The following is a 22544-nucleotide window of genomic DNA, read 5'->3' as shown; positions in this document are numbered from 1 at the left end:
AAGACAAACTAGCAATGTTGGTCTTTAAACGGTTACATGCTGTTCAAGAAGCTTATTGCTACAGCACCAAGAACTATCAGCAACAGTATGAATAGCAGGCATCCCCAGCCGATCTTTCTAGCAACACCCTTATCGCTAAACAGCATAAATCCTACTATGACGATACCTGTAATCAATCCAGCACTAATCATTCTTTCTTCACCTCCTTACCTTAAAAATTCATATAAGGATTCAAAATTTATAAATTTTACCAGGGGATATAATGTAAATTCTAATACGCATTTGAATTCTTAACGACCCCACCGCCTCCCTGCAAAAAGGTTACTTCCAACGTATGCCAAAATACCTATAGTATATATATCACAAATATTACTAATACGCTATAATGTAATGCTTATAATGCTAATACGCTGTCGATGCTCCGTTCGCTCTAGGCTATCGTTGCTGTAGAGGTGATAACGTTGAGTAGTCGTACAATGAAGCTTGTGGGTGAGCGTATACGCGCTTTACGTGAACAACGAAAATGGAGTCAGATGAAGCTAGGGGAGCTTGCCGAGCTGCATTATACTTACATCGGGCGAATTGAACGAGGTGAGAATAATGTCACAATGAAGAGCATTGAAAAGGTAGCCGCTGCGCTTGATGTCCCCTTTGAAGAACTATTCCGTTTTATTCAACCTTTAGAAAAAGGCAGGGATAACTACTATCTGTCCTTGCTTGTATCGAAATTCCAAAGCAGAAGTGCCTCGGATCAAAAACACGCTTACGAATTACTTAGCTATATGCTTGAATGGAAAGACGAATAGCAGTACATACAAAATAAGGACTCGTATTTCATTCCGCTAAGGAATGAGTACGGGTCCTTTTTTGCGTTCTGCCGATTAACAGAGATTATTAGGAGCTGTGAGATAAAGCTCTAAATTGGAGAGGAGGGGAAATTCATGCACAGACAACCATTACAGAGGATGGAAGACGTGGTCATCCTCGAAACTTATCAGGATGCGGTTCAACTTGGACTCAGCTATGATTTCATTCAGCTTCTTAAAGAAGAACTGGATCGGCGCGGCATTAACACAAATCTTACAGAGGAGTGATTTGATTGAGCAGACAAATATTGATTGCACAAGCTAAGGGGAATATCCAGTACCAGTTTTACAGTACAAGCATGCTATATCCCGCTTACTACAATGACTACAGAGGTTCTGAAATCATTAAGAATGTAAAGCTTAGCGTATATGGCATAGTTGCAATCATTTTCATAGGTCAGGAACAAATTCATTATGACAGTGGCCCGCTTAATACAAGGAATTACAAGGTCAGCGCATTGTTCCATCATCTGTGCAGACAGGACATACAAGAAGTAGAAGAGATACGACGAATTATCTGGAGCGAATATTTGGATTGGTGCAAGAATTCTTATGGCAATCCATTCAGTCAGAAAGCGAATCAGCTGTTAAGGAGGAATCTATCCATCAAGAAATTCAGGCTGAAATCAGATAATGAAGTAAGTAAGAATAATGAAAGGTAGGACTCCTACTTATTTGCCAATCACGGCAATAGTAGGAGTCTTTATTAATTTCAGCAGTTTAACAAGCCAATATAAAACAAAGCTTGATATCCAGCCATAACAGGTAAGACAGAGAGTAAAAAGACCGTGTGAGAGTAGGTCATCGGGAGGTGGATAAAATTGGAAGACAATAAAATCATCAATGATGAAATGACGGTTCTACTGCGGCAACTGGTTATGCAAAATCAGATCAGTATGGCAGGGCATGTGCTTAAAGCATACTTCATTCGTCAATGGAAAACCAATGAGGAACTAGCCATCAAGTATGTACGAGGTTATTTCTTCAAGTACTATCCCAAGCAAGTGGAGCGGTATCTGAAGCGGATCAAAGAAAGGCAATAAGAAAGACCGCACGGCAATGCGGCCTTGGTAACCAACACGAGTAAATCTTAACTCAATATCTATACGCATTCAAGAGGAGTGGCATGGGCTGCTCCTCTATTTCATTTTATGTGGAGGGAAAAACCCATGGATATGTATTCTATTAAATCCGCCCTTAGTGATGCGCTTTGCATTAAGGAGGACGGCTATGTTATGCAGGAGCTTTTTAATCGATTTGTCAGCCCTTATGAACTCTTAGGTGCTAGTGAAGCAGAACTCATTCAAATAAAAGGAGTTGGCCCAGCTAGGGCCCGTCAGATCGTTAGCACACTGAAGCTGGCAAGAGCCTTGAATACTCCTCAGGAAGCAAATTGTTTTATCAGAAAGCCTGAAGATGTATTCCAGCTAATGAGATATGAGATTGGGCACCTCATGCATGAAGAATTCTGGGCGCTTCCACTGACAACAAAAAATCAAGTTATCTGCAAATCCCAGATCAGCATCGGGAGTCTTAGCTCCGCTATTGTAGGAGTAAGAGAAGTATACCGTTCATTAATTCAAAGGGCTGCGGCAAGCTGGATAGCCATTCATAATCATCCCAGTCAGTTTACGGAACCTTCTCAAGAAGATCTCCAGTTGACCACCCGATTATCTAACGCTGGAGAGCTACTCGGAATCGAGATGTTGGATCATATCATATTATCTGCGGAAAGCTTTTACTCATTCAAAGAGCATGGGCTTATGTAATGGTATTTAATAGGGGGATATGTATTTTGAACAACTTCGCAATTTACGGATATGCATTGCTCGCTGGAAAGAAACTCGGTCTATCTCACAGGGCGCTCCAGCAACTAGAATGTGTCATGCGTTCGGTACTGGATGAACATACGGAGAAAGAAGCTACCGAAGCTTATCGAAAAAACTGATTTACCCAGAGAGTCGGCCGTTTGGTCGGCTCTCAAATTATGGCCTTCGGCTTGCACATTCGGCTCGCTTGACGCTCGCCGCAGTTCGCTCGTACACTTCATACGTGGGTTCACATTCTATGTCTAGCACTGATACAAAGCCGTATTATAATAATCGTTCTAACATGAAATTCTTAATACCTCTTACAGCCTTACCAAGGTTACGAATACTCACTATTCTAAATCCTTGGTGATTCTATGCTTGCTTAATAAAGTTAAGGCCATACGCACAGTTATCGCAGTAATGAATTAGGTGTATATCTCTTGCCATACTTCAAAAACTCCATTTCCGGGTCAAATATTGTTCGTGGTTCAAATGGAGCTCGACTTCTAGTCAGGTATTCATATATCTTTAACCTGAACTCATTTGCTTCCCTTTGTGCTGCAGTGCAATCAGGCCGTGCGTTCTCTTTCTCAAAAATCGCTCTAATTTCACCCATCTTCACCTTAATCACCTCCTGATTTGCAGTCTTCTTTAGAATCTACTGCCAGTACTCCATAACAGTAGTATTGTCCGTACAGGTAGTGCGCAACCGAATCTTTACATTTATTAGGAATGTCTCGCTTACCGTGTTCAATATCCGCTAGTGTGTTCACACTGATTCCAAGTATATCCGCTAGTTCTTTTCTATTTAGCCAATCATGGCATCGCTTGATACGGAGTTGTTCCCCCACTTTAAGAATATCCAAGTCCACAAGAATCGGTCCTGTTCCTTCTTTAGGGAATTTCCAGAAGGCTGTATAATCTTCTTCACCGAATAAAGCATCGGCGGAGTATTCCATTATTTCTTTATGCATTCCATCCACCCTTACTTAGTGTAGTTAGTGCGGCCCCATTAAAGGAGCCGCTGTATTGAAGGAGATTGTCCGTCGCAGGTGCCTCTACGAAGAACTAACCAGAGAGTAACCATTACATCTCACATTTACAAGGGGTTTTTGGATAAAAAAACAAATATTTTGCACAAAATGACCAGTCGATATGAAAGATTGAAAAATCAGGAATGGTGAAAAGGGGGATTAATTCAAAGTTAACACATGGGAGTTGAATATTTTATCGTGCAATGTTCTGAAAGGCGCGTCACTGCTGGGTTTACAAGCAGTTTGGCTTACACCTTTATGTATTGAGCAAATGGCCATTCAAGGGACTTTTGAGTGGGAGTAGCTACTTGAGACTGCTCTGTACTGAGTAACGAGTATTGCTAAGCCCGTATAAGAAAATCTCAATAAAAAGGAGACTAACCCTACTAAGAGTCTCAGACCCTTAAAAATCAAGTGTTTATGTAGTATGGGCCGCATACTAACTTAATACTTATATCCCTATCCTGATCGCTCTCTCTACCTGTAGTCATCTATTAGGATTGGTTAGGAATTGCGGCGATAGCGACTTTATCAGGCTATATCAGGGCTTTGACGCATGTAGTACACTTAGTCTTGCATTCTGGCCTTATAAGGCTTACGCTTAACATTGAGATTACTACTAAGAGCTTCTTCTTCTATCCTTCTTGGCTACTGGAGTATATAAAAAGCTCGGAATATCGTCTACATTAGAGAGTATGAGGTCATACAGGTTGAGGCCCTGGGTGATGCCGTGCTCTCTTATTTTATTTTTAGTACGCCAATCAATGTCTTTCCAGTTGAACTACCGAGTATCCAGCTTCGTTACGATATCCCGTATCTCATTGTCCAGACAGGAGATATCCTGAAGTACATAGTACTGACTTGCTGATGAGAAGTCAGCCATCTCCAGACTCGCTACACATTTCATCGGCGTGAGCTTATAGCGCATCTCTACCCTTGTCCAGATATCGGTACATATATTATGCTTTTTCTTCATTTGCAGTTGCTTGTCATACATGTGGAGCCTTGAAGAAGAGGATTTACCCCCAATGTAGATTGAGGAATCAAAGGAGCTAACATCTGCTCTTTTTGGAGGGCGGATGGCGTGGAACTGCTTGTAGGGCTGGTCAAAATCGAAAGCAATGTGTATTTCGCTGACCAGCCACTCTTCCAAGGGCACTACAGCGAAGATATCCCGTAGCAAGGGACTGCCGTGAGAGTACCCGTGAAAGGTCAACGCCGTCGTATAGTTCATATAAGGCGCTCTTGGCAGATGACCGAGAAAAACAGCGTTACGCTTATCATCGGCTGAGTAATGGTAGTGGGCATTGAATCGTTGCTTATATGGCTTAATGACTTGTTCAAAGAGAAGTCGTGCTTGTACATCATTCAATCTTGCCTTCAGACGCTTGGTATCAGAGCTTATGTTCAAAGTGGTTGCCTCCCAGTAATAATTGAGACAGTGCCCATGTGAAGAATTAAGGACATATTTATCTCGTTACTGGTAACACAACCCTTTGTTTATAAAATTACAAGTCAGAACTTACGTTCTCGTTCTGCTCGCTTTTATGTAACCGTTGTAAGTAGCGCTCCAAACTGCTGCCCACATCTTTAATCTTATCATCGGCCTTTCTTTGATTATATTTCCTCTCCAAGAATTCCACTTCCCGCTTAATCAATTCTTCTAAATGCTCTAAGTCTTCAGGTACAATAATGGCACTTGTTACCAAATCATTCTCTTGAAGCAGAATGCTGCTGGAGGTTTGGAAAAGCTTCAATGAAAGCTGAAGGGTAATTCTATCCAGACTCATTTTGCCGTTAACATCAAATACTACATCTTCCCCTTCAGTATCAATTTCACCAACAATTCCCTCAACGCTCCTATGATCATTGCACTTATGATGAACTGGTCTGTACTCTGGATCAAGTATATGTGGGAAAATATGAACTCTACGATAATCACCTAAAAACTTCGCTTTGTTCTCTTTCTTGCCAATGAGGAAACCCTCTAAAGACAACTGATATTCCTGATTAGTAAATAGCAGTGAAGGCAGATTATAGACTCGGCTCAGCAATTCAATCGTACTGGTATTCGGCTGGTAGTTCTCAATTTCTTCTATGTTCTTCAGCCCTTGATACGAAATCCCAGCTGCCTTTGCAGCCTTTCCTCTGCTGTACTCTTTGCTAGAATACAGGCCTTCTAATACTTCCCGCACAAAACGGAATTTCCTTCCTATGCTGTAGTCAATGAATAATCTGTAATTGTTCCCTGTTACTTCCCATACCAGACGGCTATCTGCGAACATCATATTCTGTACTGACGATTGTCTCATTCAAATCGCTCCATTAGTCCAAATTGAAATAATCGATAGAATCTTCAAAAAGCTTACTCGGAATATCCAGATATTAGTGAATTAATATCAAGTGAAAATTGAAGCAAAACAGCGTTCATTACAAGGTTGGCAGAAGGTATTGAAACCGATTTTAAGCTGCTGTAAAGTCATTCTTGCAAGCGGCAACGCTCAGCAAACAGCAGAAGGAGTGAACGAATCATGGGAAAAGAAATTAATGCAGCCAACACTTTAATCGCTACACAATACTGGTAGTCACACCAACACTGCTCTGTAAAACATTTTACCTATTAATCTCAAGGGGGCGCAATTATGAGTATCAAACTGCCAAATAACATAGTAATTAAATCAGAAAAATCAGAAATAGAACTAGTGACCTTTGAAGAAAGCAAAGTACTCCCGTCTTTTCCTTCAGATATCTTTCCTCAGTGGCTGCAACAGTACACTATGGCTGTTCAAGATGCAACTCAGACTCCATATGACGCATCAGGTATGGCGGCCCTATCTGTTCTCTCAACAGCGCTCGCCAAAAAGTTTAAGATTCGTCCTTTCAGTGAGGGAACCTGGGTCGAACGAAACAATTTGTACAACGTAGTTGTAATGTCATCAGGAGAGCGTAAAAGTACGGTTCATAGTATGTTTATAAAACCTATTATCGATTATGAAAAGGCTGCTGTTAAAGCTTTCATATCAGACAACGATACAGATACCGACACCGAGCAGAAATCAGCCTCAAGCAAAATGAGTCTTCCAAGATTTATTGCAGATGATGTAACTCCAGAAAAGTTAATCGGCCTGCTTCAGGAAAACAATGAGCGAATGGCCTTGCTCTCCTCTGAAGGAGGTTTATTTGAAATGTTGGATGGTAAACGTTACAGTACTATGCCAAATCTTGATGTTTATTTGAAGGGATACACGGGCGATTATCTTACCGTTGACCGAATCGGTAGGAAAACTGAAATGCTGGAAGAACCTATCCTTACCATCGGCTTATTTGTCCAACCAAGCGTTCTTCAAGGACTACCTGAACGCTTTACTGATCGGGGACTCTTTGGGCGCTTCTTGTATGCCGTGCCAAAGTCAATGCGAGGCAAAAGGGATGTTACTCCCAAATCAATAGATCGTTCTATAGTCGACAAGTATGAATCAACCATTCAGTTCATGATGCAAATGAATGCCGATAACGTTAGTGAATTAACACTTTCTGAAGAGGCGCAGGTGCTCTTTCTGGATTTCTTGGGACAACATGAAGAAAATTTGAATGCCGATTCGGAGTATGAGTTTTTGAAGTTGTGGACGGATCGCTTGCCTGCACATTTGCTCAAAATTGCATCCCTTGTTCATGTCGCTGAACACTTTGAAGGCGATCCTGTTCAGATTACAGACGTAAGATCAGTTATTAATCGTGATACTCTTGAAAAGGTGCTCGCGTCACGGGACTATTTCTATGAACATACTCTTGCTGCCTTTGGATGTATAAAGGTTGAAGAAGAAATAGAAGCTGCAAAGTACCTTTGGGGAGCACTACTTAAAATAAATTCGCAGACTAATGACACTGAGTTTCGGAGGCAATTTGTATGGCAAAAAACCAAAGGGAAGTTCGCCAAATCAGAACGATTGCACGATGCACTCAAGATATTAAAGCATCGTGGTTATATTGATACATTCAGGAATCAGACAAACGCCGAGATGGTCCAGTTAAGCAGCGAGGCTCTACGTCACTATGCCGCTCCAAGCGAGGTACCGAAGGCTCCACGTAAGATTGATCGTATCCCATTACCTAAAGAAAACAAGAAAGGATGATTTTGATGTATCAATCCTACCCTGAAGTGCTTAACGTAGCGGATATTCAAAATATACTGGGCATTGGCCGCCGCCAAGCCTATGAACTGGTGAATTCGGGACAATTCCATGTAGTGCGTGTAGGGAAGTCGATCCGTATTCTGAAAGGAGTCTTTTTCAAGTGGCTCAACGGTTAGAATAAAAGCCTGAAAGGAAGTGGTGAAGAATGCAGATTGAGCGCATTCGTGGTGATCCATAAACCGAATAATTCTTATAACAATGATAATAAGTGAAATGGAGGTTTTGAAAATGATGAATGCGGATATGACGGTTGCGGGTTATGTAGGAAAATACTTTGTTAAGAAAGAGAACAAGGAGTTATGGTTTTACACCTTAACCTTGGGCAAGGACGCTAACGGCAAGCGAATTCAGAAGAAGAAGCGCGGCTTCAAGAATGAACGGGAAGCCAAAAAAGCCCTCAGAGATGCTCAGGTACAGGCGGATAAAGGAAGTTACTATGAGCCCTCAAAGATGACATATGGTGAGTTTCTTAAGGAGTGGTTCAGAGGCAAGTCGGCAAATTACAGCGATCAAACCACCAAAAGCACAGAATCATATATCAGGCTCCATATCATGCCTCAACTCGGCCAGTATCCATTGTCCAAACTGAATGTCCTGATAATTGAACGTTTCATGAATGATCTGCGGGCAAAGGGACTGGCTGAAGGTACAATCAAACGCATCTATAACGTTGTCACAGCTTCGCTCAACTCCGCTGAAAGAAAGGACATTATACCGAGAAACGTTGCTACGCGAATTGATAACAAACCCAAAGGAGGTAAGAAAGATATGGAGGTATGGACAGCCGAAGAGGTTAAACTTTTTCTTAATACAGTTCGCAGGGAAGAGGTCCGATATTATGAAGCCTTCCATCTGGCTCTCGCTACAGGTATGCGGCAAGGAGAAATTCTGGGGCTTAGATGGCGCGACGTGGACTTGGAACGAGGAATAGTGTCAGTTAGACAAACACTGAGTCATGATGGCAAAACACTTCGTCCTGGAGCCAAGACAACGACAAGCGTTCGCACGATCTCTATTGATCCAGACACGGTCAGTATGTTGGATAAGTGGCGGCGAAGACAACAACTTGAGAAGAGCTATGCTGGGGCTATGTATGAAGATAATGATCTTGTGGTATGCACGACAGTCGGTACGCCTACAACGCCGAGGAACCTGTCCAGAACGTGGTACAGCATGCTTAAGAAGTCCGAACTTCATCCTATTACTTTTCATGATCTTAGACACACCCATGCTTCACTGCTGCTTAAGAATAACGTGCACCCTAAGATCGTATCAGAGCGCTTGGGACACGCTTCAATACAGATTACCCTTGATCTATACTCTCACCTGTTTCCGAACATGCAGGAAGAAGCTGCACACGCTCTGGGAGAACAATTATTCAGAACCTGATTTGCCCAGCGGTGATTGAAGGATACAGGAAGATATGAACTGACTTACTACCACGGTGCTACCATGAAGGCAATGGAGAGGCTATGTTGAGATGGAATATGTCCTTAAAAACCAAAAAAGCCTTGATATACAAGGCTTTCTGCGTATAGGACGGATGGGGATCGAACCCATGACCCCTACCCTGTCAAGATAGTGCTCTCCCGCTGAGCTACCGTCCTGCAACGAGATTTATAATATCATAAAGCTGGCAGGAGATGCAACTGTTTTTTAAAAAATGAAATAGACAGGGAGCGCTCCCCAAAAAATTAGCGATAAATTCAAAAGCTTACCTATCAATGTGATGTATTTGGCGGAAATCCCTCAGGGTTATGTGATTGAATTAAGAATTGTAGACCGAAATACCGAATTAACGATTAGGGGTCGCAAGCATCCCGATTCAGGATAAATAAAGAAGGACCTAAAAGCGCGAAACGGTCAGCCAATTACCAGGAGGGATAACCATGAATGTGGAGGAAATCATGCTGCTTCATCAAGGCGGCAAGCTGGAAACAACTTTGAAGCATCCAATCGAATCGATGGAGGATCTGGCCAAGGTCTACACGCCGGGTGTTGCCAAGGTATGTCAAGCCATCGCTTCAGATCAGGATAAAGCATTTGAGCTGACTACGAAAAAAAATACAGTGGCGGTCATCAGCGACGGTACGGCGGTACTGGGGCTTGGCGACATCGGACCGAGAGCGGCCATGCCGGTCATGGAAGGAAAAGCTGCGCTGTTCAAACAATTTGCCGATGTGGATGCGGTGCCGATCTGCCTGGACACGAAGAGCACGGAAGAGATTATCGCGATCGTCAAGGCGCTGGCTCCCACGTTCGGAGGCATCAATCTGGAGGATATTTCTTCTCCCCGCTGCTTCGAAATTGAGCGCCGCCTTAAGGAAGAGCTGGATATTCCGGTATTTCACGACGATCAGCATGGTACGGCGATTGTGGTGCTGGCCGGGCTGCTTAACGCGCTGAAGGTGGTAGACAAAGACATCAGGGATGTCAAAATTGTCGTAAACGGCTGCGGAGCGGCAGGCATATCGATCGCAAAAATGCTGCTGGGCGCTGGAGCCGAAAATCTGATCGGCGTCGACCGCGAAGGCGCGATTAACCGCCAGAATGTGTACGACAAGCATCACTGGACCGAATTTGCTCAGATCAGCAATCCCCATCTGGAGCAAGGCTCTTTGTCCGACTGCATCAAGGGGGCGGATGTATTTATCGGGGTTTCCGCACCGAACGTGCTAAAAGTCGAGGATGTTCAAAATATGGCCAAAGATCCGATCGTATTCGCCATGGCCAATCCGACACCGGAGATCGATCCCGCTCTTGCGGCCCCGTATGTCAAGGTTATGGCGACGGGTCGCTCCGATTATCCGAACCAGATTAACAATGTGCTTTGCTTCCCGGGCATTTTCCGGGGAGCCCTGGACTGCGGTGCCACCGACATTAACGACGAAATGAAGCTTGCGGTTGCGGAAGCGATCGCGTCGGCGGTCGACGAATCCGAGCTGAACGAGCATTTCATCATTCCCAACGCTTTCGACAAGCGGGTCGTGGAATGCATTCGGAAGGCGGTAGCCGAAGCGGCTATCCGAACCGGCGTTGCCCGGAAAAAAGCACTGACCAGCGTGTACTAACTCAAGTGAAAGGCAGCACATTCTGCTGAGATGAACGAGGTCTGACTTTATTAAATATAAAAAGCGAACCGGCCAAGGATGGGCCGGTTCGCTTTTTATATTTCGGCATATTAACGGAGAGTAAACGGACCGTCAGCCGCGGTAAGTCAGGAGATCTTGAACGCGGCGCTTCCCAGCCGCTCGCCCCGGCGCAGCTTCTCGCGGACCGCCATGATGGCGGCGTCCGCTTTTTGCAATTCCTCCAGCAGCTCGGATTCGCCTTCGTCGCTGCGGAGAACATCGGCGATGCCGCCGCTCTTCAGCACAATGCGGCTGTGCGCGAGCAGCGCCAGAATCGGGTCATGGGTTGCCATCAGTACAATCTTCTGATTCTGCACGAGGATGTCCAGCGCCTGCCTCCGGTCGATTCCCGCGTTCTCGATTTCGTCGATGAGCACAATCGGGCTGTCAGACAGAATCGCGGTATCCGCGATCATCAGGGCCCGCGACTGGCCGCCGCTCAGCGCGGTAAGCGGAGTGTCCGGATGAATCGGTTCGCCGGTCAGCCGGTTGGCCTGGGCGACGACGCTGTCGATGAGATTCGCAAGTCCCGCTTCTTCGAAATGGGTGTCGCGGCATTCCGCATGCATGGCGATAAATTCCGCTACCGTAGCGTCCATCACAAAGTTCATGTTCTGGGACAGCTGTGCAATCAGCTTTCTTCCCCAGGCGAACCTGAGCTCGGGCGCGGGAGGCTGATCGTTAATCAGGATGCAGCGCCCGCTCGGCGTATCGCGCTGGGCAACATATTCGATATCGGCCAGCAGCCTGCTCTTCCCGGAGCCGGTCGGCCCCACAACGGCTACAAGATCGCCGGGTACCAGCCTCAGATTGACATCCTCGGGGCTGCCTGACTTGGAACGGCCCCCCAGAATCGTAATGGACTCAATGCTGTCCGTCATCTTAGCTCACCTCCGGGCGGGGAACGTCTGGAATCGCAATGCTCTTGACGTTGCCCATCTGATAATCGCTGCCGATTTTCGTTTCGCCCAGGCAGTAGGAACAGACCGCCGCAGGCATCGAGAACCGGAGCTTCCGCCCGTCAAGGGTATCGATATCCTGCGCCTGCTTCAGCAGAGCGCCAAGGCGTTCCTTGCCCTGGCCGGTCAGGCCGTTGATCTGGAGCACCTCGGCTTTGGCATTCACTTTACGCACCTGATACTGGAACACTTCGCGCTCGGCTTGGGATACAATGTCGCCTTTGGTAATGGCGACGATATCGGCCTGCTTGAGCAGAGGCCCCATTTTGGTCGGAGTATTCGCCCCCGATAAATTATCGATCACACAGACCGCCAGTGCGTGGCGGATGAACGGGGAGCAGCGGTTGCACAGTCCTGCGCTTTCACTGATCAGAATATCCAGCTCCAGCGACTGCCCCCAGCGGACACAGGCTTCAATATTGGTCACAAAATAATGATCCGGGCACAGATTGCCGGCAAGACCGAGAAGCACCGGAACATCTTTGGCACGGTAGCGCTCATCATCCTTGGACGCGACGCAGTCGAATTTGACGACCCCCGCTTGAAGTCCCTGCTCCTTTAGCCAATCAATCACACGCAGAAGCATGGAGGTTTTGCCGCTCGACGGCGGGCCGGCCACGGTTATGAGCTTCATCGGTCAGACCCCCTCTGCAAAGCCTTTGTTGAAGGCGGCGTTGGCAGCGTCCGTCAAAGCCTGGATATCCCGGTTCCAGACAAGGTCCCAGCCCATCCACAGCAGCTTGCGATCAGGGACCGAAGACGTAGCAGAAGGATGTGGCGAAGGGAAGAAGGCCTGTTCGCAGAGCCGGGCCGTCTCTTCGCCTGTGAAGAAGGAAGCCAGCCGGCGTCCGCCTTCCGTAGCATTCTTCTTGGCCAGCAGGAAGACAGGGCTTGCAATCGCGCCTTCCTCGGGCCAGATAATATTGACTTTATCCCGTTTACGGATCATATTTGCATAAAAATACGGCATGACGTAAAGAGCCGTTCCCGCCTCGTTGTCGGTTCCCGCCAGCTTTGCCATTTGACCCGGGTGGAGTCCTTGGCGAACCGAACGTCCAAGCCCGGTCAGCGTATCCTGGCCGAAGCGTTGTCCGATGGTCAGCAGCACCGTCTCGCAAAAGGTGCCGTTATGGCCTCTCATCGTTACCTGCTTCCGGTAGACCGGATTCAACAGGTCGCTCCATGAGCGCGGTTCGGGCGTATCGCCCAGCCGGGCTTTATCCGCGACAATAACGAGCGGATTCACGCACATCAGCGTTACCCTGCCTGTCGGGTCCTTCATCCCGATTTCCGCGAACCGCTCATTAGGGACGTATTCGGCGGCGTCGGCGAATACGTCATGATCAAGAAACCGGGTGCGGAAGTCTGGATGGAAAAAGCTGCTGATCCCCGGCGTAATCACGACATCCGGCAGTTCGTCCGCGGAATCAAACTGATCCACTGTCTTATAGAAGTCGCTCTGATTGGCATTTCCTTCAAATGCCAGCTCTTCCGGGTCCAGCTCGGACCAGAGCCCCGAGCTCTGCTGGTGCAAAAATGTTTCTTCAAGAGGCACCTTAAGCGGGCAGGGTAGCATGGCAAGCAGGTGGCGGGGCAATCTTTCTTTGACTTGTGCCGTTTCGGATTTCATATTTATTCATCCTCTCCTTGCCTTCGTTGGAAGACGCGCTTGTAAGTTATGTTTAATTATAATTAGCGGTGAATTGTTTCACAATTTGCACAAGGTCAAAATGTTTGACAATACTACAAACATTCCCGCATTCTCTCCATCTAAAACCTGGAAGGGTGACACCTTATTCCTCCGGGTAAACGAAACGCTCTACGGCGTCCGCAGCAAGGTCTGGGTCCGAACCGGAATTGTCAAAGTACAGGATGAAGGAAGAGGGAAGCGGCCATTTTACCGTACGTGCTCCTAGAGAGGAACGGAAATCATCCCAGTGGCGCAGCTTCCAATCATCCAGGGCGGAGCCTCTTGCAGTAATTCTCTCCTTGTACAGCCTCTCATCGGATAGGCTGACCACGACCGCTTTAACCTCGACATCAGACAGGGAACGTCCGATCCGGGCCAGCTCGCGCGCAATCCATCCTTCATCCTCGGCTTCTTTTGTAAAAGGGCCGACAACTACGCTGTCGACATTCAGCTTGACGTTGTCCAGCGCGGCGTCCATCGTAATCCGGTACCCCAAATCGCGGCAGAGCTTCTTGTATTCCTGTGAATCGCGGTCGGAGGGGTCCAGTCCGTGAAGTGTCATAATCGCGTCTGCCGCCGGCCGCAGCAGGATATCCATGTCGAAGAAGGCGATTTTTCGTCTTGCTGCCAGCGCCTTGGCGAGTGTGGTCTTGCCGGCTCCTGCTCCCCCGAGAAAAAATACGAGCTTATTCATGGTCTGTTCCTCCCCTATCTCTTATATGAAAGTGAATCGGATTTCTTACCCCAACATTCGGGCCAGCGAAATCAGACCCGTAATCGTAACGACATTCAGCAGCGTTGAGATGAGCACGGTCTGGGCCGCGAAGTCCGGCTCGTTGCCATATTCCTCAGCCAGCAGCGAAGCGTTGACGCCGGTTGGCATGCCGGAAGCGATAATGAGAGCCTGGGCGGGAATGCCTTTGATACCAAGCGCAAGCACAAGCAGAATGCCGATCGTTGGAGCGGCAAACAGGCGCAGGAGAAGGCTCAGATAAAGATCAAGACGGGCAAGGCGAATCGGATATTTGACAATTTGTGCTCCAAGCGTAAGCAGGGCGACGGCAACCATTGATTCCTGGGCGTAAGTGAGCGGTTTCGAAATGAACATCGGCAAAGGCACGGAGAAAGCGTGAAACAATAATCCCAGCACCAGCGCATAAGGAACGGGCATTTTCAAAAAGCCGATAATGACGATCCGGTAATTGCCTTTCAGCTTGGCCCGCTGGATGGATATGACGCCATATGTAAAGGTGAGCAGGCTTTGCAGCGCCATAATCAGCGATTGAAGCGAAGCGGCGAGAGAATCCCCATGAAAAGCCAGCTCATTGACCGGCATGCCGTAATTTCCGGCGTTATCGAGAACCACGCTGTTCGTGAACGCGGCTTTCATGCTTGTGGAGTATTTTAATGAACGTGTAAGCGTAAAGGAAACCATATATAGAATGCCTATGTAAAGCGCATAGAAGCCGACTACCAGGCCGAGGAGGGAAGCCGACATTTTGGAGAGGTACATGCTCATAAACACGGCGGCGGGCGTTATGTAGTAGAAGTTGATTTTGGCCAGCGTATACAAATCCAGCCGAAACAGCCGCTGCAGCAGCGATCCGGCGCCAATCAGTATAAATACAGGCAGCACAACCTGAATCAAAATCTCACCTATCACGAAATCAGCTCTTTTCAATATAAAAGTATAATCATAGGTCGTAAAAGTACAATCAAACGTAGCTATTATAGCATAACTTGACTTTTGCCAGAGAGTAGGGCGGGTTATAAAATAAACCGGTTTCGTTAAAACTATTGGACAAACCTGGAAAGGTAAATCCGAGTAAAGGAGCCGCATGATGAATAAAAGACAACTGGGTCTGGCCGCGGTCTTCGCCGCGCTGCTTATTGCCGCCTCCGGCTGCATCTATCCCGGCGGGCTGTCTACCGCTCCAGCTCTTCCCGATTCGATGGATGTGACAAACAGAAATCCCGGAAAGGGGCTTGGAGAAGAAGGCGATCCGCTGGCGCCGGTGCTGCAGGACGTATACACGAAATCCATTCCAGAGGATGTATACACGGACCGCTGATAACGGCCTGTAAGCTGCCGATAACTTAAGAGGGGACGCGTTGCCGCGCTCCTTCTTATTCGGCTATACAGTCCGAACGATATTCAGTATAATAGTTTGATTGACAACATCGAGACCATAGAGGGGAGCAACCATATTCATGGCGGCGGAGATTGTGCGCGTGACAACCGGGGAGCAGCTGCAGCAGGGGCTGGAGATCCGCAAAAAGGTGTTTGTAGAGGAGCAAAAGGTTCCCGTGGAGGAAGAAATCGACCGTTTCGATGAGATTGGCCCCGATGCCCATCACTTGCTGATCATAGATGACGGGGTTCCCGTTGCCACGGGAAGATTGACCTATTACCGCGAGGGAGCCGCCAAAATGCAGCGGATCGCTGTGCTTAAGGAATACAGAGTCAAGGGCTACGGCCGGGTGCTGATGCTCGCGCTGGAAGAGCTGGCCCGGGAGCTTGGGCTCGAAACATCCATCCTTGACGGACAGTGCCAGGCCGAATCGTTCTACCGGAGGCTCGGTTACGAGGTTGTTTCTGAGAAGCCGTTCTACGATGCCGGAATCCTGCATGTGCGGATGCAAAAAAAATTATAGGTCCACATATCCCTCCTGTTCTTCGGACAAACTATGAGTTGCCTGATTATTGGCAAATTTGCAATAAAGGAGATTGTCCAGATGGTGAACGGAGGACGGGAACGTTTTGTGGCGGTTCAAAAGAACGGTGACGGAGATTTGACTTCGTTTCAGACCTCTACGGGTCGTGTTCTGAGCTATGAACAGGCTCTTCAGGAAATTCAGGCCGGAGCGATAGCCGGCGTCAATATATTTAAAGGCAAGGACGGGGCTCCTCATATCAGAGGGGATGCCGACGGAGACCCGACCAACAATCTTGACCAGCTACCGCTGTTCTAAGCGCAGCGAAATGACAGGGACTGCCCCGGGGCAGTCCCTTTTTTAATTACCAAAGATGGGTGAGCGGTGGGCCTGAACCTTCTAGTCTTTTTACAGGTCGTAAATTACATGCTGTTCCAAAAAATCCATTCCCGCTATCCGCCCGATATAATCCGGCTTCTCGTCGCCGTAATGCATCAAGGAGATTCTGCTGCGGATGTCCTCCGGAAGACTCTTCAGCTCATCGAGGGTTGTATGTACGACTCCCGGGCCTTCCAGCTGGCAGTCATGATAAATTTTGCGGCAGCCACGGTTTCGCACAAGACCGGTCAGCAGCTCAGGCTCGAACGTCATATCGGCGCTGTAGAATACCTCCTCGTTCAGCATAAGCGAATAGCTGTCTTTCCCCGGTATGTGGGGTGTCCGAAGAAGATGAACGCTAATCTCCGGCGAGAGGGAGTAATTCGTATCAGGGTGAAGGGGACGGACATGAAAGACATCGTCCAGCGAAGTCGTTATACCCTCTTGGTACAATCCGCCCATCAAGGTATGTTCCCACAATGGATCGACGAGAGCTTCGGCGAGCATAAGCGTCATTTTGCGGCCCGTTTTATGTTTAAGCGACAGGGCCAGCTCCTCCAGTCCGCCAACGTGGTCGGCATGCAGATGGGTTATCAGGACCGCGTCGATCTCCTCGAACGAACGTCCCAGCTCATGCATGGCCAGTGGAGCGGTAATGCCGCAGTCAATCAGCAGGTTGTAGCCGCTGCCCAGCAGCAGGGCGTTATTGTTGAAATAATTTTTGGCGAAGGCGCTGCCCGTTCCGAGCATTTGCAATTTGACAGTCATTCCTGTATACCTCCCGGGTTAGCCATCTGTATTATCATATCAGCCTTTTGTAAACGCAGAATGAAGTTATATAATCCAAATCTAAACTCTCGATAAATCGCCTGTATGACACGGATTTTATGGCGCCCTCTCTCATTTTATCCATATTGCACCAAGAAAGACGCCCTTATGCGAAACGGAAGAAAATTTTGCCGGGCCGGGCGCAACTTGCCTATACGTATGAAGTATATATTAACAGCATGAATTAGTATGGAGGTACGAACGGCGATGAATAAAAGATGGAGAAAAGTGGCTGTGTGCGTGTTGGCATTTTCCCTGATGGGCGGTTCGGTGCTGTTTGCCGATTCGGTATATCAAAAAGTACGCGTATGGAGCAACGGCAAGGAGTTATCCGACGGAGGGTACTTTATTGATGGTAAGACCTATATACCCGCTCGTGAAATCGACGGGCTGGTGATCTGGAGCGACTCCGGCAAGGTGAAGATTCTTAAACCGAATGTTCATATATCCCTGTTCAAGGGCGATACCATCTTTGGCAAAGTCAAACTGGGTAAGCTAAAATTCAGGGCGCTGTGTCAGGTGGACAGCCTGACCGACGATATTGCGGGCGTCAAGTTGTCGATTACCGATCCTTCCGGCAACGTTAAGGACCTCGATTCCAGTGATTTGGACGGCGGACAAGAAGACAATTTCTGGTTCTCTACGAAAGAAATTACGTACGATTTTAAGGAGAAGGGCAAATACCGGTTCGGCTTTTACATGAAGGCGACCCGAAACGGCGATTACGCGCTCGTGTCCGAGAAGGTCATCACTGCGCTCGATTAACGCTTTGCCTTAAGTGTCTGTAAATTGACCTGGGCTCGTCTTACGTGTTACCATACCAAATGTAGGATAATTCAATTCAAAGCGAGGTATTTCAATGAGCGATCACAAACATGAGCATGGCGGAGAATGCTGCGGCGGACATGGCCATCATCATGGGCACAGCCATGACCATGATGGATGCGGCTGCGGACACGACCATGAGCATGAGGAGTTTGTGTTGACTTTGACTAACGAGCAGGGCGAAGATGTGGAAATGGTGCTGGTGGAAACGTTCGACGTAGCCGACAAGCTCTATGCGCTGCTGCTGGAACGCGAGAACCCCGAAGCCGACGGCATCATTCTCCGCATGGAAGAAGAAGACGAAGAAATGGTGCTTTACAATATCGAAGACGAAGCGGAATGGAAAGCTGTAGAAGAGGCTTATCAAGAGCTGATTGCACAGCAGGGATAAATTCGGACGAGATATAGAAGAAGCCCGGGAACATCCCGGAGCCAAATCAAGAAAACCCGATACCTATGATCAGGTATCGGGTTTTTATTTGGGAGATAAAGGTGAAGCACCTTAATTCGGGATATATTAAAAAATCGGGTCGGCCTCGACGATAACTTTAACATGAGTAAGAGTGCGATCCTCCGGTCCCTTGACCGGAAGACCGATCTCCACATGGTCGAGGATATAATCAATGTTATCCTGGGTAATAACTTCTCCAGGGAGCAGGATTGGAATACCCGGAGGATACACATAAATGAACTCCGCGATAATCCGGTCGGCTGATTCCTTGAACGGGACAAGCTCCGTGTCCGCATAGAAGGCGTCACGCGGTGTAAGCGCAAGCTGCGGAATTTCGGGAACCTGGACTTTAAGCTCATAGATATCGCCTTTGCCGTAATGGATGGCGGAGAGCACCCGCAGTGCCGACAACAGCTTGTCGACCGATTGCTGAGTATCTCCCGGCGTGATTAGGCAAAGAATGTTATACATGTCGCTCATTTCAACTTCAATATTATACTTCTCGCGCAGCCAGTTCTCTGCTTCCCAGCCCGTGATACCCAAATGACGCACGTGGATGCTCAGCTTCGTAGGGTCATGGTCGAAGGTAGCTTCCGTGCCGAGAATTTCATTGCCGAAGCTGTACAGGCCTTCAAGTTCGTTAACCGCTTCTCTCGCATAGTTGGCCAGCGCAATTGCTCTAGAAGCCATGTCATGGCCATGGAGGGCAAGCTGGCGTCTTGCCGTATCGAGAGATGCCAGCAAGACGTATGAGGTCGATGTTGTAGTCAGCATGCTGAGCATCGTCTGTACGCGCTGCGGATTGATAAGACCGGTATCGGCGTTTACGTTGAGTACGGAGCTTTGGGTCATGGAGCCGCCGAGCTTATGAACGCTTGTTGCAGCCATATCGGCTCCGGCCTGCATGGCCGACATCGGCAGCTCCTCGTGGAAATGGATCAACACCCCGTGGGCCTCATCGACAAGCACGGGAACGCCGTAGCTGTGGGCCAGATCGACGATCGATCGAAGATCGGCGCATATCCCGAAATAGGTCGGATTGATGACAAGAACCCCTTTGGCGTCCGGATGGCGCTGCAAGGCCCGTTTGAGCGAACTGGTCGTAATGCCGTGGTCGATGCCGAGATTCTCATCCTGTACGGGGGAGACAAAGATCGGCTTTGCCCCCGAGAAGATAATGGCGGACATGACCGATTTGTGGACATTGCGGGGCACGATAATCTTTTCCCCGGGCGAGCAGACCGACAGAATCATCGTCATGATGGCTCCGCTGGTGCCCTGAACGCTAAAATAAGTATAGTCCGCTCCAAACGCTTCCGCCGCCAGGTTCTGTGCCTGGGCGATCACGCCTTTGGGCTGATGCAGGTCGTCGAGCGGTGCAATATTGATCAGATCTATGGAAAAGGCGTTATCACCGATGAATTCCCTGAACTCGGGATCGGTTCCGGCACCTTTTTTATGACCGGGAATATGAAATTGCACCGGATTTCCGGCAGCGTGCTTTTTTAGAGCCGTGAAGAGAGGGGTAAGCGATTGATCCATTAATACTCCCACAACCTTTCTATAACTGAAGTCGCAAACAAAGAGAAGTATAACAAAACAATCATCATAATACTAGGATGTGATGTAATGCCTGCAAATACCCAGCAGCGCACGCATATCAGTCTGGCGTCGCCGTTCATAATCGAGATGTGGTTTATCATTTTTTTGGTTGAATTTGTGAAGGGATCACTGCTTGTCGCGCTGCTTCCCGTCTATATGGAGAACGTTCTTGGGCTATCCGTCACGGTAGTCGGACTTGCCTTTGCACTGCAGTATCTCGGTGACAATCTCTTCCGCGGCCCTTCGGGCTGGATCATGGAACGGATCGGGTACCGCTGGACAATGACCGGCGCGCTGATTATGATCGCGGTGGCCGTAATCCTTATTATTTACGCCAAAGATGCGGCGTCTCTGTCGCTGGCCTGCCTGATTCTAGGGATCGGTACATCCCCGCTCTGGCCCTGCGTCATGACGGGCGTAACCGAGTTGGCCGTCTCCACCAAGAGCGGCAGCAGCGGCGCGGCTATGGGCGCCGTGGAGATGGCCTCCCTGGCCGGTACGGGCATCGGCCCGATCACGGTCAACTTTCTGATGGACCACGGCCATCAAAGCTACCGCACCGTATTCTTCGTGCTGCTGGCCTTTGCCGCTGCCGTGGTCGCCGTTGCCCTGCTGCTTCCGGCGCGGATCGGCCATGGGGTTCATGCCGTGACGCGCGGCACCCAAGTGACGGAAGCGACCCGTCCGAAGCTGTCGCCGCTCGCGAGTCTGAAGCGGACGCTGCTCCAGCTTAAACAATCGCTGAGGGTCAGCCGTCTGCTGTACCCGGCTTTGTTCCTGCAGGCGTTCGCCATCGGGCTGATGACGCCGGTCGTCACTCTGTTCACCCGGACGGAGCTGCATTTATCGCCGATCCAGTTCAATCTCCTGCTGATTGCCGGCGGCGGCATCACCGTGCTGGCTCTGGTTCCGGCGGGCAAGCTGGTCGACCGGATCGGCACGGAGGCGTTTCTCAATACCGGCTTCCTGCTGGCCGCTGCTTCGCTCGCCACCTTTGCTTACGTACGCAGCCTGCCGTATGTCTTCGTGGTTGTCGCTCTGGTCGGGATCAGCTATGCTTGTATCCTGCCCGCATGGAACGCCTTCATAGCCAAGCAGGTGCCCAAAGGCGAACGCGGAACGGTATGGGGAATATTTCTTACCCTGCAGGGCTCCGGTATGGTGGCCGGTCCCATCGTATCGGGCAAGCTTTGGGATTCGGTCGGGCACGGCGTACCCTTTATAGCGAGCTCATTAGTCATGGTGCTGCTGTTCTTCCTTCATCTGGCGATTGTTCGCCGCACCAAACGGAAAAACGAGGCACTCCAGTTAACGCGGTCTTGAGCGTGGAGCTTTCCCCTAAAAGCCGTGCCCCAAATACAAACCGCCCGCTCTCCTATGTTACGGTGAGCGGGCGGTTTTTGCCTTTCTTTTTTGAAGAAATCAGGGGGGTGAAAAAATTCCCTTAGAACGCCATCCGGTACAGCGGCAGCAGCGTCTCGAAGGTTTGTTCGATGATCTTGAGAAGCGCCGAGCCGTCCCGAAGAACGGGATCGCCGCTTTCTATCCGCAGGCCGCAGGTGACCTCTGCTTTCTTGACCTCCTTGAGACGGCGCGTCAACCGGGCGAACTGTTCATCGTCCATGTCCGATTGCGGGGTTCCGTGCGGGTCCAGATGGTCCGTGGACCAGAAATAATTTCCAGGCAGCTGCTTACGGACTTCAGAAATGCTGCCGGAGAGCGCATCGGCGAAAATAATCTTGTTCGAACTCTCATAAATGATGGCGAACACGATAAACAGATGGCTGTGAAACATTCCCGTCTGGAAATGGGGGAGCGCTTTGTAGCCTCTTTTTCCGGGCCCCCAGGCCACCCAGGTATCATTTGGCGGATGCACCGTCCGCCGGGCGTGCTTGGCCACATGAGGATACATTTCTTCCCCGCACAGGGCGGAAAGAAACGGGGCGACTTCGTCGCCGAGCGCCGTCAGCTTGGGCCGTACCCTGGAGATGAGAGCCTCCATCCGGGGTTCCAGGCCGCCTATGGCAAATACTTCGAAATCTTCTGCTGCAAATCCGTTAAACGTCAAATCCTGTCACCTCTAAGCTCTATGCGAATGTTCCGATTTCGCCATAATGCGCG

28 protein-coding genes and 1 tRNA gene are annotated in these 22544 nt (G+C 48.7%); 16 read left to right on the top strand and 13 right to left on the bottom strand.

The features are described from left to right. Nucleotides 1–32: 32 nt before the first annotated feature. Nucleotides 33–191 (bottom strand): hypothetical protein, encoded by a 159-nt coding sequence (locus G5B47_RS13335; RefSeq protein WP_165098774.1) that lies wholly within the window; start codon nt 189–191, stop codon nt 33–35. Nucleotides 192–461: 270 nt separating this feature from the next. Between G5B47_RS13335 and G5B47_RS13330 the strand changes: the two genes are divergently transcribed. From G5B47_RS13330 to G5B47_RS13310, 5 genes are all read left to right on the top strand, one after another. Beyond that, nucleotides 462–806 (top strand): helix-turn-helix domain-containing protein, encoded by a 345-nt coding sequence (locus tag G5B47_RS13330; RefSeq protein ID WP_235957165.1) that lies wholly within the window; start codon nt 462–464, stop codon nt 804–806. A 135-nt stretch (nt 807–941) separates the two neighbouring features. Beyond that, a complete protein-coding gene (gene sda, locus G5B47_RS13325) occupies nt 942–1094 on the top strand; it encodes a sporulation histidine kinase inhibitor Sda (protein ID WP_165098772.1) in 153 nt (50 codons plus the stop codon). Between the two features lie 5 nt (nt 1095–1099). Next, complete coding sequence (locus G5B47_RS13320; protein WP_165098770.1) at nt 1100–1528, top strand: hypothetical protein; 429 nt, start codon at nt 1100–1102, stop codon at nt 1526–1528. A 159-nt stretch (nt 1529–1687) separates the two neighbouring features. Continuing rightward, complete coding sequence (locus G5B47_RS13315; protein ID WP_165098768.1) at nt 1688–1909, top strand: hypothetical protein; 222 nt, start codon at nt 1688–1690, stop codon at nt 1907–1909. A 126-nt stretch (nt 1910–2035) separates the two neighbouring features. Next, nucleotides 2036–2635, top strand: a complete 600-nt coding sequence (locus G5B47_RS13310; RefSeq protein WP_165098766.1) for a JAB domain-containing protein — start codon at nt 2036–2038, stop codon at nt 2633–2635. A 665-nt stretch (nt 2636–3300) separates the two neighbouring features. Here the strand turns inward: G5B47_RS13310 and G5B47_RS13305 are convergent. The 3 genes from G5B47_RS13305 to G5B47_RS13295 all read right to left on the bottom strand — a co-directional run bounded on the left by G5B47_RS13305 (nt 3301) and on the right by G5B47_RS13295 (nt 6023). Then, nucleotides 3301–3651, bottom strand: a complete 351-nt coding sequence (locus G5B47_RS13305; RefSeq protein WP_165098764.1) for a helix-turn-helix domain-containing protein — start codon at nt 3649–3651, stop codon at nt 3301–3303. Nucleotides 3652–4492: 841 nt separating this feature from the next. Next, nucleotides 4493–5122 carry a replication initiation factor domain-containing protein gene (locus G5B47_RS13300; protein ID WP_165098762.1) on the bottom strand — a complete coding sequence of 210 codons (630 nt, stop codon included), beginning with the start codon at nt 5120–5122 and terminating at the stop codon, nt 4493–4495. A gap of 97 nt (nt 5123–5219) precedes the next feature. Further along, nucleotides 5220–6023, bottom strand: coding sequence for a hypothetical protein (locus tag G5B47_RS13295; protein ID WP_165098760.1), 804 nt, complete (start codon nt 6021–6023; stop codon nt 5220–5222). Between the two features lie 91 nt (nt 6024–6114). Here G5B47_RS13295 and G5B47_RS13290 point away from each other — a divergent pair, with 91 nt between their 5' ends. The 4 genes from G5B47_RS13290 to G5B47_RS13275 all read left to right on the top strand — a co-directional run bounded on the left by G5B47_RS13290 (nt 6115) and on the right by G5B47_RS13275 (nt 9293). Then, complete coding sequence (locus tag G5B47_RS13290) at nt 6115–6276, top strand: hypothetical protein (protein ID WP_165098758.1); 162 nt, start codon at nt 6115–6117, stop codon at nt 6274–6276. A gap of 77 nt (nt 6277–6353) precedes the next feature. After that, the gene (locus tag G5B47_RS13285; protein ID WP_165098756.1) at nt 6354–7844 is read left to right on the top strand and encodes a YfjI family protein; all 1491 of its coding nucleotides are present in this window, start codon (nt 6354–6356) and stop codon (nt 7842–7844) included. Nucleotides 7845–7849: 5 nt separating this feature from the next. Continuing rightward, nucleotides 7850–8020, top strand: a complete 171-nt coding sequence (locus G5B47_RS13280) for a helix-turn-helix domain-containing protein (protein WP_235957164.1) — start codon at nt 7850–7852, stop codon at nt 8018–8020. Nucleotides 8021–8132: 112 nt separating this feature from the next. After that, the gene (locus G5B47_RS13275) at nt 8133–9293 is read left to right on the top strand and encodes a site-specific integrase (protein WP_235957163.1); all 1161 of its coding nucleotides are present in this window, start codon (nt 8133–8135) and stop codon (nt 9291–9293) included. Between the two features lie 146 nt (nt 9294–9439). Here the strand turns inward: G5B47_RS13275 and G5B47_RS13270 are convergent. After that, nucleotides 9440–9511, bottom strand: a tRNA-Val gene (locus G5B47_RS13270). Nucleotides 9512–9793: 282 nt separating this feature from the next. Here G5B47_RS13270 and G5B47_RS13265 point away from each other — a divergent pair. Next, the gene (locus G5B47_RS13265; RefSeq protein WP_165098751.1) at nt 9794–10975 is read left to right on the top strand and encodes an NAD(P)-dependent malic enzyme; all 1182 of its coding nucleotides are present in this window, start codon (nt 9794–9796) and stop codon (nt 10973–10975) included. A gap of 146 nt (nt 10976–11121) precedes the next feature. Here G5B47_RS13265 and G5B47_RS13260 read toward each other — a convergent pair whose 3' ends face one another. From G5B47_RS13260 to G5B47_RS13240, 5 genes are all read right to left on the bottom strand, one after another. Further along, the gene (locus tag G5B47_RS13260; protein WP_165098748.1) at nt 11122–11916 is read right to left on the bottom strand and encodes an ATP-binding cassette domain-containing protein; all 795 of its coding nucleotides are present in this window, start codon (nt 11914–11916) and stop codon (nt 11122–11124) included. Nucleotide 11917: 1 nt separating this feature from the next. After that, nucleotides 11918–12628: a GTP-binding protein gene (locus G5B47_RS13255; RefSeq protein WP_165098745.1), complete on the bottom strand. Its 711-nt coding sequence runs from the start codon at nt 12626–12628 to the stop codon at nt 11918–11920. Between the two features lie 3 nt (nt 12629–12631). Next, entirely contained in the window at nt 12632–13624 is a 993-nt protein-coding gene (locus tag G5B47_RS13250) for an ABC transporter substrate-binding protein (RefSeq protein WP_165098742.1), read from the bottom strand. Between the two features lie 163 nt (nt 13625–13787). Next, the gene (locus G5B47_RS13245; protein WP_165098740.1) at nt 13788–14378 is read right to left on the bottom strand and encodes an AAA family ATPase; all 591 of its coding nucleotides are present in this window, start codon (nt 14376–14378) and stop codon (nt 13788–13790) included. 45 nt (nt 14379–14423) lie between these two features. Continuing rightward, nucleotides 14424–15347 carry an AEC family transporter gene (locus tag G5B47_RS13240; RefSeq protein ID WP_165098737.1) on the bottom strand — a complete coding sequence of 308 codons (924 nt, stop codon included), beginning with the start codon at nt 15345–15347 and terminating at the stop codon, nt 14424–14426. Between the two features lie 178 nt (nt 15348–15525). Here G5B47_RS13240 and G5B47_RS13235 point away from each other — a divergent pair, with 178 nt between their 5' ends. From G5B47_RS13235 to G5B47_RS13225, 3 genes are all read left to right on the top strand, one after another. Beyond that, the gene (locus G5B47_RS13235; protein ID WP_165098734.1) at nt 15526–15756 is read left to right on the top strand and encodes a hypothetical protein; all 231 of its coding nucleotides are present in this window, start codon (nt 15526–15528) and stop codon (nt 15754–15756) included. 139 nt (nt 15757–15895) lie between these two features. Continuing rightward, entirely contained in the window at nt 15896–16339 is a 444-nt protein-coding gene (locus G5B47_RS13230) for a GNAT family N-acetyltransferase (protein WP_165098732.1), read from the top strand. Nucleotides 16340–16420: 81 nt separating this feature from the next. Continuing rightward, nucleotides 16421–16657, top strand: a complete 237-nt coding sequence (locus G5B47_RS13225; protein ID WP_165098729.1) for a DUF3892 domain-containing protein — start codon at nt 16421–16423, stop codon at nt 16655–16657. A 90-nt stretch (nt 16658–16747) separates the two neighbouring features. Here the strand turns inward: G5B47_RS13225 and G5B47_RS13220 are convergent, their stop codons facing one another. Next, nucleotides 16748–17485, bottom strand: a complete 738-nt coding sequence (locus tag G5B47_RS13220) for an MBL fold metallo-hydrolase (RefSeq protein WP_165098727.1) — start codon at nt 17483–17485, stop codon at nt 16748–16750. 267 nt (nt 17486–17752) lie between these two features. Here G5B47_RS13220 and G5B47_RS13215 point away from each other — a divergent pair, with 267 nt between their 5' ends. Together G5B47_RS13215 and G5B47_RS13210 are read left to right on the top strand one after the other, a co-directional pair. Beyond that, complete coding sequence (locus G5B47_RS13215) at nt 17753–18310, top strand: copper amine oxidase (RefSeq protein ID WP_165098725.1); 558 nt, start codon at nt 17753–17755, stop codon at nt 18308–18310. 94 nt (nt 18311–18404) lie between these two features. Beyond that, nucleotides 18405–18761, top strand: coding sequence for a DUF1292 domain-containing protein (locus G5B47_RS13210; RefSeq protein ID WP_165098722.1), 357 nt, complete (start codon nt 18405–18407; stop codon nt 18759–18761). 126 nt (nt 18762–18887) lie between these two features. Here the strand turns inward: G5B47_RS13210 and G5B47_RS13205 are convergent, their stop codons facing one another. Next, nucleotides 18888–20363, bottom strand: a complete 1476-nt coding sequence (locus tag G5B47_RS13205; RefSeq protein WP_165098720.1) for an aminotransferase class I/II-fold pyridoxal phosphate-dependent enzyme — start codon at nt 20361–20363, stop codon at nt 18888–18890. An 87-nt stretch (nt 20364–20450) separates the two neighbouring features. On the opposite strand from G5B47_RS13205, the gene G5B47_RS13200 reads away from it, so the two are divergent. Next, nucleotides 20451–21746, top strand: coding sequence for an MFS transporter (locus G5B47_RS13200; RefSeq protein WP_165098717.1), 1296 nt, complete (start codon nt 20451–20453; stop codon nt 21744–21746). A 121-nt stretch (nt 21747–21867) separates the two neighbouring features. On the opposite strand, the gene G5B47_RS13195 is transcribed toward G5B47_RS13200, so the two are convergent. Beyond that, nucleotides 21868–22491: a DUF1054 domain-containing protein gene (locus G5B47_RS13195; RefSeq protein ID WP_165098714.1), complete on the bottom strand. Its 624-nt coding sequence runs from the start codon at nt 22489–22491 to the stop codon at nt 21868–21870. Nucleotides 22492–22544 lie beyond the last annotated feature (53 nt).

It is taken from the genome of Paenibacillus apii (assembly GCF_011043685.1).
GTDB classification, from domain to species: domain Bacteria; phylum Bacillota; class Bacilli; order Paenibacillales; family Paenibacillaceae; genus Paenibacillus_AQ; species Paenibacillus_AQ sabinae.
The sequence above is the reverse complement of the archived record's forward strand: the minus strand, read 5'-3'. Positions and strand labels throughout refer to the sequence as shown.

What these genes read in the sequence shown, in the direction of transcription:
- G5B47_RS13335 (WP_165098774.1), bottom strand. Translation starts at nt 191, where the DNA reads ATGATTAGTGCTGGATTGATTACAGGTATCGTCATAGTAGGATTTATG.
- sda (WP_165098772.1), top strand. Translation starts at nt 942, where the DNA reads ATGCACAGACAACCATTACAGAGGATGGAAGACGTGGTCATCCTCGAA.
- G5B47_RS13310 (WP_165098766.1), top strand. Translation starts at nt 2,036, where the DNA reads ATGGATATGTATTCTATTAAATCCGCCCTTAGTGATGCGCTTTGCATT.
- G5B47_RS13305 (WP_165098764.1), bottom strand. Translation starts at nt 3,651, where the DNA reads ATGCATAAAGAAATAATGGAATACTCCGCCGATGCTTTATTCGGTGAA.
- G5B47_RS13295 (WP_165098760.1), bottom strand. Translation starts at nt 6,023, where the DNA reads ATGAGACAATCGTCAGTACAGAATATGATGTTCGCAGATAGCCGTCTG.
- G5B47_RS13285 (WP_165098756.1), top strand. Translation starts at nt 6,354, where the DNA reads ATGAGTATCAAACTGCCAAATAACATAGTAATTAAATCAGAAAAATCA.
- G5B47_RS13280 (WP_235957164.1), top strand. Translation starts at nt 7,850, where the DNA reads ATGTATCAATCCTACCCTGAAGTGCTTAACGTAGCGGATATTCAAAAT.
- G5B47_RS13275 (WP_235957163.1), top strand. Translation starts at nt 8,133, where the DNA reads ATGATGAATGCGGATATGACGGTTGCGGGTTATGTAGGAAAATACTTT.
- G5B47_RS13265 (WP_165098751.1), top strand. Translation starts at nt 9,794, where the DNA reads ATGAATGTGGAGGAAATCATGCTGCTTCATCAAGGCGGCAAGCTGGAA.
- G5B47_RS13260 (WP_165098748.1), bottom strand. Translation starts at nt 11,916, where the DNA reads ATGACGGACAGCATTGAGTCCATTACGATTCTGGGGGGCCGTTCCAAG.
- G5B47_RS13255 (WP_165098745.1), bottom strand. Translation starts at nt 12,628, where the DNA reads ATGAAGCTCATAACCGTGGCCGGCCCGCCGTCGAGCGGCAAAACCTCC.
- G5B47_RS13250 (WP_165098742.1), bottom strand. Translation starts at nt 13,624, where the DNA reads ATGAAATCCGAAACGGCACAAGTCAAAGAAAGATTGCCCCGCCACCTG.
- G5B47_RS13245 (WP_165098740.1), bottom strand. Translation starts at nt 14,378, where the DNA reads ATGAATAAGCTCGTATTTTTTCTCGGGGGAGCAGGAGCCGGCAAGACC.
- G5B47_RS13235 (WP_165098734.1), top strand. Translation starts at nt 15,526, where the DNA reads ATGAATAAAAGACAACTGGGTCTGGCCGCGGTCTTCGCCGCGCTGCTT.
- G5B47_RS13230 (WP_165098732.1), top strand. Translation starts at nt 15,896, where the DNA reads ATGGCGGCGGAGATTGTGCGCGTGACAACCGGGGAGCAGCTGCAGCAG.
- G5B47_RS13225 (WP_165098729.1), top strand. Translation starts at nt 16,421, where the DNA reads ATGGTGAACGGAGGACGGGAACGTTTTGTGGCGGTTCAAAAGAACGGT.
- G5B47_RS13220 (WP_165098727.1), bottom strand. Translation starts at nt 17,485, where the DNA reads ATGACTGTCAAATTGCAAATGCTCGGAACGGGCAGCGCCTTCGCCAAA.
- G5B47_RS13215 (WP_165098725.1), top strand. Translation starts at nt 17,753, where the DNA reads ATGAATAAAAGATGGAGAAAAGTGGCTGTGTGCGTGTTGGCATTTTCC.
- G5B47_RS13210 (WP_165098722.1), top strand. Translation starts at nt 18,405, where the DNA reads ATGAGCGATCACAAACATGAGCATGGCGGAGAATGCTGCGGCGGACAT.
- G5B47_RS13205 (WP_165098720.1), bottom strand. Translation starts at nt 20,363, where the DNA reads ATGGATCAATCGCTTACCCCTCTCTTCACGGCTCTAAAAAAGCACGCT.
- G5B47_RS13200 (WP_165098717.1), top strand. Translation starts at nt 20,451, where the DNA reads ATGCCTGCAAATACCCAGCAGCGCACGCATATCAGTCTGGCGTCGCCG.